Below are 15,179 nucleotides of genomic sequence, written 5' to 3' on the forward strand. Positions count from 1 at the left end.
CCCACGGGTATGTCAAGCCTTTTTCCAATTCGGTTCCCTCCGCTGAGAAGCTCTTAATTTTGTCATGAATTAGCAGGAATTCTCCTCCATAAAGCGAATTTATAGCCTTTAGCCCATAATAATTTCCTGAAAGGAGGGGCAACGATGCCCAATGGGATGGCCCGCAGCTTGCAACGAAACAGGAGCCATTTGTACTCCTTTATCATATGCCTGATTGGACTAGGCTTGTTTGTTTTTTATGATGCAAAGCCGCCTTTACACTTTTCACCCTCCACTTGGGGCTGGATAACTGCTATGTCGGGAGCGGCAGTGATTCTGACGATCTTCACCTTCCAGCTTCCTCCGCAGGGCAACGGACTCTCACTGGACTCCGCTGTGTACTTGGCCTGTATTTTTATCTTTGGCCTGCCGTTTACGCTTACAGTTCTGCTGCTGTGCTCCCTCATCCTTCTGTTTGTGGAATGGAGAGCGACAGTTTGGTGGAAGCAGATTACTAATTTTTCCATGTACTGTATTATGATTGTTTGCGCCTCGGATATCTTTACAGCGTTTGGTGGAGTGCAGGGACCGCTTCTAAGCAGCCATGTAACGGCTTATCTGGGCGCGATGGTGGTTTATTTTATCCTAAATACGCTTCTCATCGGCTACTATTATTATCTTATTTACCATCAAAATCTGTACGACACGCTAAAGGGCATGCTGACCGACACTATTCTGGCCTATTTGTGCACCCTCGTGTTATCCCTGGTACTTACGGTTCTGCTCTACCACAACCGGCTGCTCGGACTCGGAATGTTTCTGTGCCTCAGCGTAATGATCTCCTATTCCTTCAAAAGATTGTTCAGCATGTACCGCGATATCGAGGAACGGGCGAACCGGGACCAGCGGACGGGATTGTTCAATCACAGCTATTTCGAGGATCGGCTGGAGGAGGCGATGCGTTGCTCGAAGGCCAGCGGCACCGCGCTCTCTCTGGCTATGATTGATATTGATGATTTCAAAAAATACAATGATCATTTCGGCCATCTGAGGGGCGACGGATTGATTGTTTTTTTGGCGGAGCTGCTGAAGAAGGCCACGGAGGGCACAGACATCATTGTTTCCCGTTATGGCGGGGAGGAATTCACGCTGCTGATGCCGGGCTATGATCCCGCTGCCTCCAAGCAATTTGTCGAGCGCTTGCGCAAAACACTGAACAACTCCCCATTTGAAGGCACCGAAATTTTTCCACAGGGCTGTCTGGCGTTCTCTGCGGGCATTGCCGGGTATCAGCCGGATGTCCATTTCAAGTCAGAGCTTGTCGAGCATGCCGACCAGGCGCTGTACTATGCTAAGAAACAGGGCAAAAACCTGGTCCATATCTACGGCAACCAATCGCTTCTGGAGCAGGACATTGATTTCAGCCAGGATGTACGCGATATTGAACAGCAGCTCAACCTGTTCATGTACAAGGACTTGGAGACCTTCAAGCATTCCAAACGCGTCTTCCGCTACGCCCTGGATATCAGCGAGCTGCTGAAGCTGGACACGCTCTCCAAACGGCAGTTCACACTGGGCGCGCTGATTCATGATATCGGCAAGCTGGAGATTCCCTGGGGCATTCTGAACAAAAAAGACAAGCTTGCCCCGGAGGAATGGGAAATGGTCAAATGGCATGTCACCTGGGGCAAGGAAATGGCGCTGACCAACGACAGGTTCAAGGATCTGGCCCCTTACATTGAGCTGCATCATGAGCGATATGACGGCAAAGGGTATCCCTACGGCTTCAAGGGAGAAGAGATTCCCAGGCTGTGCCGGATGCTGACCATTATCGACTCCTTCGACGCCATGACGACTGAGAGGCCGTACCAGCGGACCAAATCCTTCGAAGAGGCCATTATTGAGCTCCGCTCCTGCGCCGGAAGCCAGTTCGACCCCGGGCTGACTGAGCTGTTCATCCAGTATATTGAGGCCAGAGAGGTCTGCAAAAGCGGCGCCGCCGCACAAACCAATGTATCCTCCTGAACATCTGCCGTTCTTGTAACAAGAGCGGCAGATGTTTTTTGTGTTCCTCCGGATGCTGGAGCAAGACCGTGAAAATTTTTTCAGAAATTTTACAAAGAAGACCTTGATACCCTATTCAAATTTGAATATAATGAGGCTCACGAAACTTTTTTCAAAGGAGTCTGCGAAGCATGCATAGTAAAGAAAGCAATCTAAAGCTCGTAGTTGTCGGCCTGCTGCTTGGTATACTCATGTCCGCTATGGACAATACCATTGTAGCCGCGGCTATGGGTACCATCGTTTCCGACCTTGGCGGACTCGATAAAATCGTCTGGGTGACCTCGGCCTACATGGTCATGGTTATGGCGGGAACGCCAATCTTCGGCAAGCTGTCCGATATGTACGGGCGGAAGCGGTTTTTCATCTTTGGCCTGATTGTGTTCCTGGCCGGCTCCGCCCTCTGCGGAACTTCGACCACCATTACCCAGCTCGCCATTTACCGGGCGATTCAAGGGATAGGCGGCGGTGCGCTGATGCCAATCGCCTTCACCATTGTGTTCGATATTTATCCGCCGGAAAAAAGAGGCAAGCTGACCGGACTGTTCGGCGCGGTCTTCGGCATTTCCAGCGTGCTCGGCCCTCTGCTCGGCGCTTATATTACGGATTATGCCGGCTGGCAATGGGTGTTCTATATCAACCTGCCGATTGGCGTGGTCGCTTTTATCCTCATCATGATGTTCTACAAGGAATCCGTTACCCATTCCAAACAGCGCATTGACTGGGGCGGAGCTTTCACCCTCGTGGGAGCAATTATCTGCCTGATGTTCGCACTGGAGCTGGGCGGCAACCAATATGCGTGGGATTCGGCGGTGATTCTCGGTCTGTTCGGCGGTTTTGCCGTATTGCTGGTGGCCTTTCTCTTAATTGAGCGGGTTGCGCCGGAGGCGGTCATCTCCTTCAGTATGTTCCGCAAAAGATTGTTCGCCACAAGCAGTCTGCTCGCTTTCTTCTACGGCTCGGCCTTTATCGTAGCAACGGTATACATCCCGATCTATGTACAGGGGGTATTCGGCGGCTCGGCGACCAACTCGGGGCTGATCCTGATGCCGATGATGATCGGCTCGGTTATCGGCAGCCAGGCCGGAGGACTGCTGACCACCAAAACCAGCTTCCGCAATATCATGCTCTTGTCCGCTGTCTTTTTTGTGGCAGGTGTGTTCTCATTAAGCACATTATCTCCAGATACCTCCCGGCTGATGCTTAATGTCTTTATGGCGCTGACCGGGTTCGGCGTAGGCTTCTCTTTCTCGGTGCTCAGCATGTCTTCCATTCATAATTTCGAGATGCGCCAGCGCGGTTCGGCCACTTCGACCAGCACCTTCATGCGCTCACTCGGCATGACGCTGGGCATTACCATCTTCGGGATTATTCAGCGCAACAGCTTCACGAATCAGCTCAGCGATGCCTTCGGAAGCAATGCGGACACCTCGGCGTTCGGAAATCCGCGCGCAGCCCTGACCCCGGAAGCCAGAGCGCAGATTCCCGCTCCGGTGCTGGAAAAGATCACAAACGCCTTGTCCGGCTCCGTTGCCCATACCTTTTTGTGGGCGCTGGTTCCGGCCGTGCTGGCCTTTGTTTTTGTCCTGCTGATGCCGGGTGACCGCTTGACGATTCACCGCAAAGCACCTCAGCAGGCCGGCCGGCAGGAGTAATCCGGCCATGTCGATGAAGCTGTTAATTCTCGGCCTGCTGCTGGAGCGGAACATGCACCCCTATGAGATCAACCTTGTCATGAAGGAACGGATGATGGACCAGATCATGAAGCTGCAGACGGGTTCACTCTATTATGCGGTGGATAAGCTTGCTCTGGACGGTCATATTGAGGCTGTCGAGGTTATCCGCAGCAGCGACCGCCCCGATAAAACCATCTACCGCATTACGGATAAAGGCAAGGCGCTATTCGAGCAGCTAATTATGCAGCAGATCAAAAACACCGATCTTGTCTACCAGCCGCTCTACACAGCGCTTTCGCTCGCCCGCCATATTGATCAGGGCAAGGTCGAGAGGCTGCTGGAGGAGCGCATCCGTGAAACCGAGCATCAGGTGAATTACGCTTATCAGGTGTACGAGGAGCACATTTCCATTGTCCCCCGCTCTGCGTTGCACCTGATGTACGGCAGATACGAGCATACCCTTACGGAGCTGAAGTGGCTGAAACGGCTCTACGAGGATGTATCCGCACGAAAGCTGAATGATGTCGGCACTCCGCTTGATTTATAGCACACGCTTAGAAGCGGCTGGGCTTTCCTTGAATGGGGCGTACGTGTCAGCGGGCAATATACAACTTTATATCAGGCTGGGCTGACCCTGAAGTGTTCGAATTAGAGCGGCCCTAAAAAGACCTCAAAATCCACTTAAAGTGGAGGATGAGGTCTTTTTTTTATTGCTAAATTCCTTTTTCAAAGTAGGGATTAACGCTCCAAAAAAATGACTTTTTGGACAGTCCATCATATTTATGTGAGAGTAAATCCGTGTTCCTGTGGCGATAAAAAATACCATGCAGGCTTCAGAAGATGTACAATATTTACTGAGCTGTCATTACTCTGTCATGGAGGGATATTAGTGTTGAAAACGCTGCCGCTGAACAAAAGAGGAATCCCCGCCAGCCGGATTGCCCTGGGATGCATGGGCCTTGGCGGAGGCTGGGACCACGAACCGATTACTGCCGAAAATGTGAAGCAGGGACACGAGGCGGTGGAAGCCGCGCTTGAAATCGGGATTAACTTTTTTGACCACGCCGATATTTATACCCGCGGGAAGGCCGAGAAGGTGTTCGGACACATTTTCAAAGACCGTCCGGGCCTGCGTGAAGAGATCATTCTTCAATCCAAATGCGGAATCCGGCTGATGGAGCCGGGCGACCTCTCCAATGTATTTGATTTCTCCAAGGAGCATATCCTGAGCAGCGTCGATGGAACCCTCTCGCGGCTCGGCACAGAGTACATTGATATTCTCCTGCTCCACCGTCCCGATCCGCTCATGGACCCCGAGGAAGTAGCCGGGGCGCTGCACCAGCTCAAGGCCGCAGGCAAGGTGCGCCATTTCGGGGTCTCCAATATGAGCGCGGCCCAGATCAAGCTGCTGCAGGCTTACTGCGATGAGCCGTTCATCGTCAATCAGTTGCACATGAGCCTGGCCAAGATCAGTTGGCTCGATGCTGTAATCAGCGTCAACCGCGAGCCCTGGAAGGAAATCACCTTCCCGGAGGGCACCATTGAGCACTGCCGCACAGAGAATATCCAGCTTCAGGCCTGGGGCCCGCTGGCCCAAGGAATATTCAGCGGACGCTCCCTGGAAGGGCAGCCGGACAATATCGTGAACACAGCGGCCATGGTCAAGACGCTGGCCGAGGAGAAGAGCACCACCCCTGAAGCGATTGTGCTCGCCTGGCTCATGACTCACCCGGCTGCAATCCAGCCGGTTATCGGTACAGTCAACCCGCAGCGGATCGCCGCCTGCAAGGATGCGGACAAGCTGGAGCTGTCCCGCAAGGAATGGTACGACCTGTACGTCAGCTCGCGCGGCGGGAAGCTGCCTTGAGCTTTGTGGAGGCTGCCCCCTTGGTATGGGGCGGCCTCCTTTGTTTCGGCAACGGCATTTCTGCCGTTGCTGGCTGGCCTGCGGCCGCGTAGGGCGTGAATAACTGCATTCCTGCCGTTATTCCAGCACCCACGGACGCTCACGACCGATTTAACGGCATTTCTGCCGCTATTCCAGCACCCACGGACGCTCACGGCCGATTTAACGGCATTTCTACCGTTATTCTACCATTTTCGTCCTATCACGCCCAATTTTACGGCATTTTTGCCGTTATTCTCCCACTCTCGGATGGCGTAAAGTAAGTTGTGTACCAAGATTTGGAGCCTAGTCAGGCAACAAAAAAGTAGGGTATCCTCGGGATTGCGAAACCACCAAGGAGGAACCCTACTCGATGACTATTTTACCCGAAAACCAGCTGAATAATCTATTTGAAAATCTTGTCACTCAATTTGTGAAAAACAACATGGAATCCATTATGCGCGCCGAAATCCAGGCGTTTATGTCCAGCGATGAAGCGGGTACGCGCAATAGCCGCAACGGATACTACACGCGAAACCTGCACACGAAATACGGAAACCTGGAGGATCTGGAGGTCCCCCGCGACCGCCAGGGTCTCTTCCAAACTCAGATGTTTGAGCCGTACCAACGTCGGGACGGGTGGCTCGAGGAGGCGGTAATCCAGATGTACAAAAGCGGTATGGGTACGCGGGACGTCGCCCGGTTCATTGAAAGCATGTTCGGCAGCCATTACTCTCCTACGACTGTCAGCAACATTACCGCTACCGTCCTTGACGATATCCACCAGTGGCAGAAACGGACGCTAAGCAAGCGCTACTCTGTGATCTATCTGGACGGACTGTACGTGAAGCTCAAACGCGGCACCGTTTGTGGCGAAGTGGTCTATTTTGCGATGGGCATCGACGAAGAGGGACAACGTCAAATCCTCGGGTTCTACGTCGGCGGTCAAGAGAGTTCGAACGGCTGGCGGGAGGTCCTTAAAGACCTGTACAACCGTGGAGCTCAGGAAGTACTGTTGGGTGTGTTTGACGGGCTTCCCGGACTGGATGCGGCCTTTAAAGAAACGTACCCGCAGGCGGATGTGCAGCATTGTGTCGTGCACAAAGTGCGAGCCACATTCCCAAAAATCCGAATCGAGCACAAAACCGATGTGATTGAAGCGCTGAAGACAGTGTATACCGCACCGGATGAGGAAGTGGCCCGGGCTACTTTTGATACGGTCAAGGCCAAGTGGAACAAGCTGTATCCAAAGGAAATGAAGTCTTGGGAGGAACAGTTGTCAACACTCCTAACGTTCTACAAATATCCGGAATCCATTCGCAAAGCGATCTACACGTCGAACCCCATTGAGCGAATGAACAAGGAAATCCGTAAGCGCCTCAAACCCATGAACAGTTTGACGAATATGGATGCGGCCGAGAAAATCGTGTATCTAGAAATGCTAGACTACAATGAGCGTCAAACAGACCGGGTTGTCCCTGGCTTTGGTATGGATACTGTTAAAAAGAAGTTAAATGAGCTATTTGAAGCGCGCTACCCTTCTTTACCCACACCCGGAGAGGAATAGCTGATAAATCCTGTTTCTGGGGGGCGGGGTTCCCCCTCCCCCCAGAAACACCTATGCCCCAATCCGTAACCCAGGGGAAGTACTTCTACTCTTTTACACAAACTTCTTGACGCTACCCACTCTCGGCTCCTCACGCCCGATTTAACGGCATATCTTCCGTTATTCCAGCACACATGGCCGATCACGACCGATTTAACGGCATTTCTACCGTTATTCTTCCGTTTCCGTCCTCTCACGCCCAATTTAACGGCATTTCTGCCGTTATTTCACCCGCCCCCAGCCGCGTCTCCTCCTTACTCCTGCTATTCCACCTGGTACCACAGCCAGCACTACAGCTAGCACTACAGCTAGCACTACAGCCACCTCTTCAACATCACACCGATGTTCTTTATAAAGAACATTTTGTGTAATTTAGCGATATCGCCAGATAATGGCCGATAACCAATCATTTCCGTACATTATTGCGAACATTTAGACGAAATCAACATTTTCTTTTTGCCCGGCAGGCAGTGTATGATTTGCTTACGATATCGTTCTTAATAAAGAACGAATATAACGAATTATTAATTGGAAGCCATGAGAGGGGGCCCGCCTTTGTACCCCAGATCCGCCAAACGGCGTAAAAGAAAACATAGTAAAATCGGTCTGCGCATGCTGCAATCCGGTATGGCTGCATCCGTTCTTCTGCTCTATACCTCCGGCCAGGTCGGCAGCACCTACGGAGAGTTCACCACATCCCGGCAGCAGGATAGCACCATTGAGCTGTGCTCCGTATTCCCGGGCCAGATTGAGCAGTTGCTGTCGGCATTCGCCGGGCATATCCAGAAAATCATCGAACTCAAAGCTTCTCTTCGCAGCTACAGCACTACAGGAGATTACAGCGCTCCTTCGGGTACCCCTGAAATTTCAGCGGATGAGCTTGATCAGGCTGCGGCCCGCATTAACGGACAGATTTCCGCCGCGAATTCCGAAATGTCCCTATTAGACAATCAACTCAGCTTGAATAGCGGAGTCTGGCAGCAGCTTTTGCAGGAAGTAAGCAGCGCGGCGGCGATTCTGAACCAGCTTGGCGGGTACATGGTTAATCTCGAACCGAACTGCCTGGAAATCCGTGACTCGCAGGCTTTTGAGCAGCTTCAGCTAAGCGCCGGCTACAGCGGGATTTTGTCCGAATCACTGACGGGTGCTCTCAACGGAATCGTGAAATATCTCAGCTCCATTCGCCAAATCGGCAGCACACTGCCGGAGGGCAACCCCGACCGGATGCTGCTGCGCCAGGAGAGCTTCGGTTTTCCCGCTGAAGAGCCGATTATTTCCTTCGTAGCCAAGGCATATGATGCGGACTCCCAGGTATCTCCCGTATTGCAGGCCACTTATGAGCAACTGTATACGGATCTGACCGCCACCAAGAGCAGCCTGTCCTCCGCAGTGGGCAGCTTACAGAATCAGCTAACTCAAATCGCGGACGCCAAAGCCAAGCTGCAGGAAAAAGCCCTGGCCGAAGAAAAGAAACGTCTCGAGCTGGAAAAGAAAAAGCAGGAAGAAGCCGCCGAAGCGCTCAAGCAGAAGGAAGACAGCGACAAGGATGGCGGCGACAAAACAGTAGAGCCTCCTGAAGACAAGCAACCAGTGAAGGACAGAGATAAGGAGAAGCCGATCCCCACAGAGGAGGCCACTTCACCGGACCAGAGAGACGGCAAGCCTGCCGCTGAAACTCCGGGCCATGAAGTCATCCCGACAGCAACTCCCGGGGACAGTGTTCCAGAAGCGGGACCTGCGGCAACTCCAGGGAATAGCGCACCAGCAGCAGCACCCCCGACACCGACACCGTCACCGACACCGACATCAGCGTCCGCTCCAGATCAAGCTATTACTCCTAGTGTTGCTCCTGTTCCTACCCCAGATCCCGAATCCAGTAAAGGCGGCGAATAAACATGTCGATCAAAAAAATAATCAGCACCACCCTATCCACGCTGATGTTCCTGATTTTTCTGCTCCTGGTGGTTGCCGTAGTGATCTCTAAAGCCTCGGGCGGCGAGCCGGCCTTCTTCGGCTATCAGATCAAAACCGTCCTCTCCGGCTCTATGGAGCCGGGCATTCACACCGGTTCCATCGTAGCCATCAAGCCGGGCGGCGATATGACCCGTTTTCAGAAGGGGGACGTCATTACGTTCATTAATCAGGAGAACCTCCTGATCACCCACCGCATTGTGGATGCCACGACCAACAGCGCCACTGGCGAGGCTGCCTATACAACCAAGGGCGATAATAACGACGCAGCGGATTCAGGAACCGTCAGTTCGACCAATGTCGTCGGGCAATACACCGGAGTGACCGTTCCTTACGTGGGATATGCGATGAACTTCGCGGTGTCCAAGGCGGGCAGCGTGATGCTGATGATCATACCGGGATTGCTGCTGCTGCTCTACGCGCTTTTCACCTCCTGGAAGGCCGTTGCCGCACTGGAAAAGAAAAACGCCGAGAACGCAAGCGCCGGAGCCCCGGAAACTTTGCCCAAAGCGCTGCAATGACAGGTTGTCCTCTCCCGTTTACGAAACGCGGAGCACAATAGATAACGATTTTGCCTATTACAAAAAGAACATTGAGAGAGGGATGAACAAATGAACATCAAAAAAACACTGGGACTCGGCGTTGTCTCGGCAGCGCTTGGCCTGACCCTGGTCGGCGGGGGAACCTTCGCTTACTTCAGCGACACTGCATCAAGTTCTGCTTCTTTTAACAACGGAACTTTGAGCTTGACTTCTGATCCCGCTGTCATCGTCGATCTCAGCAATCTGAAGCCGGGAGATTTGATCACCAGAGATTTCAAGCTGAAAAATGACGGCTCGCTGGATATTCCCAAGGTATTGCTGAAGACCGCCTCCGTAGTGACGGATACGAACAACAACAACGGAAACCACAATCTCAAGGATGATATTATCGTTACCTTCCTGAATAACAACGACAAAAAACAGCCGGAAATCCTGGTCATCTCCCTGGCCGATCTGGAGAGCGAAACCCCCGATCTGGTCGCCAGAAAGATACTCGGCACGATCCTGGGCGGTGAGAAATCAGGAATTAAAGCGGGCACCGAGGATAAGCTGACTGTGCAATTCGCCTTCAAGGAAACCTTCCAGCCGCAGAACTATTACCAGGGCGACAAGCTGAAGCTCACCTGGAACTTCGAAGCCAGCCAAGGGGCCGGCGAGTTTAAATAAGCACACACACATTAAATAATCGAGGAGGATTCACATTATGGGGATTAAAAAAACATTGGGGTTCGGTATTGCGTCGGCGGCTTTGGGATTGTCTTTGATCGGGGGAGGCACCTTCGCTTATTTCAGCGACACTGCGCAGAGCACAGCAACCTTTGCTGCCGGCACGCTGGACCTGAACACCATTCCAACGGAGATCGTTAATCTCAGCAACCTCAAGCCCGGCGATATTGCGGTGCGCAACTTCACACTGCAGAACAGCGGAACACTGGATATCAAAGAGCTGAAGCTTGCCAGTGCATATACAGTAACCGATGCAGGAGTAAATAACGGTGCGCAGGATCTCGGGGATCATTTTAAAGTGAAGCTGCTCAAAGACACCTATGTCAGCGGCGATATTACCAATTATGTCCTCGGGGAAATTTCGCTTAAGGATTTGAAGAATACATCCAACTATGATTTGATCAGCACAGGCGCAATTCCTGGCGGCATCAGTGCCGGACAATCCAAGGTCTTCAAGGTAGCCTTCGTATTTGTCGACAACGGGCAGGATCAGAACGTGTTCCAGGGGGATAAATTGTCCCTCACCTGGACATTCAACGCCAAACAAGGCCCCGGTGAATTGAAATAAGCCCCATCTCGCGCAAAAAACGGCGTATCCTCCCTCATCGGGGCGGGGTATGCCGTTTTTCTTCCTGCTCACCGCTTTGCTGAAGCATTGATTTTTGTCCGTTATGCGAAAATTTGTTATACTGTTAACAAAAAAATGCGGAGGGGCGTTTAATCGTGCCGGATAATATGGGTAGCCGCATCCATCAACTCCGTCTGGAAAAAGGCTTGTCCTTATCCGAGCTGGCTGACAAGGCTGATGTGGCGAAATCATACTTAAGCAATGTTGAAAGAAATATTCAATCCAACCCCTCAATTCAATTCATTGAAAAAATCGCCGATGCGCTTCAGGTTTCTATCCATATTCTCCTCTATGGCGAGCCCGCAGATACGGAAGAGCCGCCCCTGGACGGCGAATGGTTCCGGCTCGTTCAGGAGGCTATGGCCTCAGGCATAAGCAAACGGGAATTCAAAGAGTTTCTGGATTATCAAAAATGGCGGCTGGAGCAGAAGGATCAATAGTTCGGGAAATATAAGGTTACAATATAGTGTGGAACTTATATTTTCTCATATTTGCAGAAAAGGACACAGCGCATTCCGCTGTGCCCTTTTCCGTATATATCCCTGCATCGAAAACGCCCTACATGACCTGCAATGCCTTCTCGCCCAATGCCTTCTCACTGAAAAACCGGCGGATTTCCTCCGCCCCGATGCCCGCCTTCCTGGCCGACATCAGCAAATGCACCCATTCTAAATCCAGATCACCCGTCAGCAGTTCTCCGTTATTCCCCTGGTTGGACTTTTCCAAGATATCTCCTCCTAGAATATTTGCGTCCCCAGGCAGTCCGGCCGTCGTAGTATTTCTACATTAGACCCGAGACTTTGTGCCCCTGCCTTTCAGCAGGTTTACCCTTTACTGGACCCTTTACATGAAAGGATCTGGCTAGAAACTAATGTAACCGTTACCCGCAATAACATTATACAGAATCTCACATGAGAAGTGTGTCGATTTTCGGATTTTTTTTTGCTAAGTCGTGCAAAAGATTAGCTTTTTTTGCAAGACCTTGTCCGGGTAATATAACTTTGGGGGACTGACCATGAATTGCATCATAGCAAACGATATCCGTTATTCATCATTTATGGGCTGAATCATGCCGTTTTGCGAACGGATTACACGAAAGTATGAATTGATTACACGGCTCGAAAGTAGCACAATAGGATGAGAAATGAAACCGCAAACATTGCAGCTCCACCGGGCGCTGACGCCTAGTGCCGCACGTGGGGTTCATCCGTTGGGAGGATGCATTCATGGCAGTCAAAGAGCCCTATAATGAAACCATTTGGAGTAAATATCACGGACCCAATCTGGGCTACATTCAGGAAAAATATGAACAGTTTGTTAAGGACCCCGCTTCAGTGGAGCATCATTACCGCGAGCTTTTCACAGTTTACGGACCCCCTCCGCTCACCCCGGATGTTGCGCCGGCTCCGAAGCCTGCACTTTCGGGAGATACGGAGTGGCTTAGAAAAGCCGTAAGAGCCTCCAAGCTGATTGCCAATATCCGTATATATGGCCATATGGCCGCTAATATCGACCCGCTTGTCCGGGGGAACAACCCGATGGCGAAATGGCTGGAATACGAAACCTATGACCTCACCCGCGAAGACCTGACTGCGCTGCCCGCATCGCTGATCTGGGAGAACGCACCGGATGAGGTCAAGACCGCCTGGGATGCCGTTCACCGGATGCGCCAGGCCTATACCCGGACCATAGCCTACGAATTCGGGCATGTGCACGAAGAGCAGGAGCTGCGCTGGCTGAACAGCCAGGCAGAGTCCACCAGCTCACCCGCCCCCTTGACGGGCGGCGAGCGCAAGGAGCTGCTGAACCGCCTGATTCAGGTGGAGCAGTTCGAAACCTTCCTGCATAAAACCTTTGTCGGCCAGAAGCGCTTCAGCCTGGAAGGCACTGACACCCTTGTGCCGATGCTCGATGAGATTGTCCGCGCTGCCGCACATGATGGCGCAGAGCATATCCTGATGGGCATGGCCCACCGTGGGCGGCTGAATGTGCTGGCGCATATTCTGGGCAAACCTTATGAAATTATTTTCTCCGAATTCCACCATTCTCCGAACAAGGAGCTGTTCCCGTCCGAGGGCTCCATGGGGATTAACTATGGCTGGACCGGAGATGTCAAATATCATCTGGGCGCGGACCGCGCCGTTCATGAAGGGGAGACGGTACGCACGCGGATCACGCTGGCCAACAACCCGAGCCATCTGGAGTTCGTCAACCCTGTCGTTGAAGGCTTTACGCGCGCAGCCCAGGAGGACCGAAATACGCCGGGATTGCCAAATCTTGATACCAACAAGGCTATGGCCGTGCTGATGCACGGGGATGCCGCTTTCCCGGGTGAAGGCATTGTTGCAGAAACGCTGAATATCGGTAAGCTGAGTGGATACACCAACGGCGGCACGGTGCATATTATCGTCAATAACCGGATCGGCTTTACGACCGAAAGCGAGGATTCCCGGTCCACCCATTATGCCAGCGATCTTGCCAAAGGCTACGAAATTCCGGTGGTCCATGTCAATGCGGATGACCCCGAAGCCTGCATTGCCGCTGTCCGGCTGGCCTGCGCTTACCGCAATCAGTTCAAGAAGGATTTCCTGATTGACTTAATCGGCTACCGCCGTCATGGCCATAATGAGATGGATGATCCCGAAACGACACAGCCGCTCGTATACGGCAAAGTGCGCAGCCACCCTACGGTGTATCGTATATATGCAGAACGCCTGCAGCGTGAGAAGATCGTTACAGCAGACGAAGTGAAGCAAATGAACAGCGCAGCAGAGAACGTGCTGCAGCAAGCCTTCGATCAGATGAAGGAAGGCAAGCGCAAGAGCGGAGAGGCCAAAACCTCCGTGCAGTTGCTGACGGATACCCCTCAGCCCCAGACTACCGCGGTTCCTCTTAGCAATCTGCAGCAGATTAACCGCGAGCTGTTGACCGTGCCGGACGGCTTCAAGGTCTATCCGAAGCTCGAACGGATTCTGCAGCGCCGCAAGGATGCGCTGAATGACGGAGAGCGGGTAGAATGGGCGCTGGCGGAAGCCTTGGCCTTCGCCAGTATCCTGAAAGACGGCACACCGATTCGTCTGAGCGGCCAGGATTCCCAGCGCGGCACCTTCGCCCACCGCCATCTGGTTCTGCATGACAGTGACACAGGCGCCCTGTTCTCTCCGCTGCATCAGCTCAGCGACGCCAAGGCCTCCTTCGGTGTATACAACAGCCCGCTGTCAGAAGCATCGGTGCTGGGCTACGAGTACGGCTACAATGTGTTCGCCCCGGAAACCTTCGTGCTCTGGGAAGCACAGTACGGTGATTTCGCCAACGCCGCGCAGGTGATTATCGACCAGTTCATCGCCGCCGGACGCGCCAAGTGGACACAGCGCAGCAACCTGACCATCCTGCTGCCGCACGGCTACGAAGGACAAGGGCCGGAGCACTCCAGCGGCAGACTGGAGCGGTTCCTGCAGCTCTCCGCCGAGGAGAACTGGACGGTGGCGAACTTAAGCTCTGCCGCACAGTATTTCCATCTGCTGCGCCGCCAGGCGGCCCTCTGCGGCAGCGTGGATGCCCGCCCGCTCGTGATCATGGCACCGAAGAGCCTGATCCGCAACCAGCGCAGCACCTCCCCGGGTGCCGCGCTGGCCTCAGGCGAATTCCAGCCTGTACTGCCGGAGCCGCTGCTCGGAGCCCATCCCGCGGAAGTGAAGCGGCTGGTTGTCTGCAGCGGCAAGTTGACACTTGACCTGCAGACGGAGCTTGAGGCCGCCAAGGATCAGGATTGGTCCTGGCTGCACATCCTCCGTCTGGAGCAGCTCTACCCGTTCCCGGAACGCGAGCTGGCGGCTCACCTCAGCACCTTCCGCTCCCTTGAGGAGATCGTCTGGGTACAGGAGGAGCCGAAGAATATGGGCGGCTGGAGCTATGCGGAGCCCCGGCTGCGCGCCATCGCCCCGCAGAAGGCCGGCGTGCAATATATCGGGCGTCCGGAGCGTTCCAGTCCGGCCAGCGGATACGCTGACGTGCATGCTTTTGAGCAGCGGCGTATAGTAAGAGAAGCCCTGAAATTAAATTCACAAGTACAAGCGGCTGTACCGTCCTCTTAAATCGAGGATGG

Annotated in this window: 12 protein-coding genes and 1 riboswitch; of the genes, 11 read left to right on the forward strand and 1 reads right to left on the reverse strand. The window is 53.1% G+C overall.

All coding sequences use genetic code 11. From position 1 onward, the window contains the following. The first annotated feature begins 144 nt into the window (after window positions 1–144). The 10 genes from B212_RS0125210 to B212_RS0125260 all read left to right on the forward strand — a co-directional run bounded on the left by B212_RS0125210 (window position 145) and on the right by B212_RS0125260 (window position 11,514). Window positions 145–2,004, forward strand: a complete 1,860-nt coding sequence (locus B212_RS0125210) for a bifunctional diguanylate cyclase/phosphohydrolase (protein ID WP_019913997.1) — start codon at window positions 145–147, stop codon at window positions 2,002–2,004. A gap of 170 nt (window positions 2,005–2,174) precedes the next feature. Further along, a complete protein-coding gene (locus tag B212_RS0125220; RefSeq protein WP_019914003.1) occupies window positions 2,175–3,695 on the forward strand; it encodes an MDR family MFS transporter in 1,521 nt (506 codons plus the stop codon). A gap of 7 nt (window positions 3,696–3,702) precedes the next feature. Beyond that, window positions 3,703–4,263 carry a PadR family transcriptional regulator gene (locus tag B212_RS0125225; RefSeq protein ID WP_019914004.1) on the forward strand — a complete coding sequence of 187 codons (561 nt, stop codon included), beginning with the start codon at window positions 3,703–3,705 and terminating at the stop codon, window positions 4,261–4,263. A 342-nt stretch (window positions 4,264–4,605) separates the two neighbouring features. Next, window positions 4,606–5,583, forward strand: a complete 978-nt coding sequence (locus tag B212_RS0125230) for an aldo/keto reductase (RefSeq protein ID WP_019914005.1) — start codon at window positions 4,606–4,608, stop codon at window positions 5,581–5,583. A 391-nt stretch (window positions 5,584–5,974) separates the two neighbouring features. Continuing rightward, window positions 5,975–7,168, forward strand: coding sequence for an IS256 family transposase (locus tag B212_RS0125235; RefSeq protein WP_019914007.1), 1,194 nt, complete (start codon window positions 5,975–5,977; stop codon window positions 7,166–7,168). A 594-nt stretch (window positions 7,169–7,762) separates the two neighbouring features. Next, window positions 7,763–9,100, forward strand: coding sequence for a hypothetical protein (locus B212_RS0125240; RefSeq protein WP_019914008.1), 1,338 nt, complete (start codon window positions 7,763–7,765; stop codon window positions 9,098–9,100). 2 nt (window positions 9,101–9,102) lie between these two features. Further along, the gene (sipW, locus tag B212_RS0125245; protein WP_019914009.1) at window positions 9,103–9,699 is read left to right on the forward strand and encodes a signal peptidase I SipW; all 597 of its coding nucleotides are present in this window, start codon (window positions 9,103–9,105) and stop codon (window positions 9,697–9,699) included. A 90-nt stretch (window positions 9,700–9,789) separates the two neighbouring features. After that, window positions 9,790–10,386 (forward strand): TasA family protein, encoded by a 597-nt coding sequence (locus B212_RS0125250; RefSeq protein ID WP_019914010.1) that lies wholly within the window; start codon window positions 9,790–9,792, stop codon window positions 10,384–10,386. A 37-nt stretch (window positions 10,387–10,423) separates the two neighbouring features. Continuing rightward, complete coding sequence (locus B212_RS0125255; RefSeq protein ID WP_019914011.1) at window positions 10,424–11,014, forward strand: TasA family protein; 591 nt, start codon at window positions 10,424–10,426, stop codon at window positions 11,012–11,014. A 167-nt stretch (window positions 11,015–11,181) separates the two neighbouring features. Beyond that, window positions 11,182–11,514 (forward strand): helix-turn-helix domain-containing protein, encoded by a 333-nt coding sequence (locus tag B212_RS0125260; protein WP_036670086.1) that lies wholly within the window; start codon window positions 11,182–11,184, stop codon window positions 11,512–11,514. A 118-nt stretch (window positions 11,515–11,632) separates the two neighbouring features. Here B212_RS0125260 and B212_RS34060 read toward each other — a convergent pair whose 3' ends face one another. Beyond that, a complete protein-coding gene (locus tag B212_RS34060) occupies window positions 11,633–11,800 on the reverse strand; it encodes an anti-repressor SinI family protein (RefSeq protein WP_019914013.1) in 168 nt (55 codons plus the stop codon). Between the two features lie 28 nt (window positions 11,801–11,828). Beyond that, window positions 11,829–11,913, reverse strand: a riboswitch (cyclic di-GMP riboswitch). Between the two features lie 387 nt (window positions 11,914–12,300). On the opposite strand from B212_RS34060, the gene B212_RS0125270 reads away from it, so the two are divergent. Next, window positions 12,301–15,168 carry a 2-oxoglutarate dehydrogenase E1 component gene (locus B212_RS0125270; RefSeq protein ID WP_019914014.1) on the forward strand — a complete coding sequence of 956 codons (2,868 nt, stop codon included), beginning with the start codon at window positions 12,301–12,303 and terminating at the stop codon, window positions 15,166–15,168. The last annotated feature ends 11 nt before the right edge of the window (window positions 15,169–15,179 follow it).

It is taken from the genome of Paenibacillus sp. HW567 (assembly GCF_000374185.1).
GTDB lineage: Bacteria > Bacillota > Bacilli > Paenibacillales > Paenibacillaceae > Paenibacillus_AQ.